This window comes from Capnocytophaga sp. G1920 (genome assembly GCF_051417515.1).
In genome coordinates this window covers 1-972 of sequence record NZ_JBPRKH010000044.1, presented here as the reverse complement: position 1 = coordinate 972, position 972 = coordinate 1, and the positions used below count along the sequence as shown (strand labels likewise).

At 33.7% G+C, this 972-nt stretch carries 2 protein-coding genes; both read left to right on the top strand.

What is annotated here, in order from left to right:
- Positions 1-388 (top strand): transposase (locus ACSQ7D_RS12965; protein ID WP_437136483.1); only part of this gene is annotated, 388 nt, incomplete at its 5' end.
- A 155-nt stretch (positions 389-543) separates the two neighbouring features.
- A partial coding sequence (locus ACSQ7D_RS12960) for a transposase (protein ID WP_437136482.1) occupies positions 544-972 on the top strand: 429 nt, incomplete at its 3' end.

Genomic DNA, 972 nt, shown 5'->3' with positions numbered 1-972 from the left:
AGGGAGGAAAGAAACAGTTCGGTACAGTGATTGCTTTAAGTTGAGTATCGTAGAAGAGATTGAGAGAAACGGATTGAGTATTGAAAACTGCCGACGCAAGTACGGCATTGGAGGAAGTACAACGATTCAAAAATGGCTCAAAAAGTATGGCAAAGATCACTTATTAAATAAAATAGTACGCGTGGAAACAATTGATGAAATCGGGGAGCTTCAAGCTCTTAAAAAGGAGTTAAAAGCCCTTAAAGAGGCTTTTGCTGAAACGACTTTAGAGAATAAAGTTTATAAGACTTATTTTCAAATTCTTGGTCAGGAAACAGGAATGGGCGATGAAATAAAAAAAAAGTTAGAACAAGAGTTATTGAAGTACTTTCCAAAACAGAAAAGATAAGCGCTCTTTGCAAGTGTTTTGGTATTAGCAGACAAGCTCATTATAAAGCAGTTAAATCGTTTAAGGAGGTAGCACTCAGTGAGAGTATAATTATTGAGATGGTACAGGAAATACGTCGAGAACTGCCCAAGATAGGAGGAAAGAAGCTTTATTATATGTTATCAGATAAGATACATCAGGTAGCAAAAATAGGGAGAGATAAGTTTTTTATGATATTGAATAATAATGATTTACTTATTCAAAGGAAAAAGAGTTATACCCGTACGACCTATTCTAATCATTCTTTTAGAAAGTGGACAAATCTTGTTAAAGATGTAGAAGTGAGTGCTAAAAATCAAGTATGGGTAAGTGATATAACTTATATTCGCACCTTAGAAGGTTTTAGGTATTTATCGCTTATAACTGATTTATATTCAAGAAGAATAGTGGGATATTGTTTAAGTAATAGTCTATCTATTGAAGGGTGTTTAGAGGCTTTGAAGAAGGCTTTAAAAGGGAAGAAAAGGTCAGAGTCTTTAATACATCATTCGGATAGAGGAGTTCAATATTGTTGCAAAGAGTATATATTGTTATTGCAAAAAGAG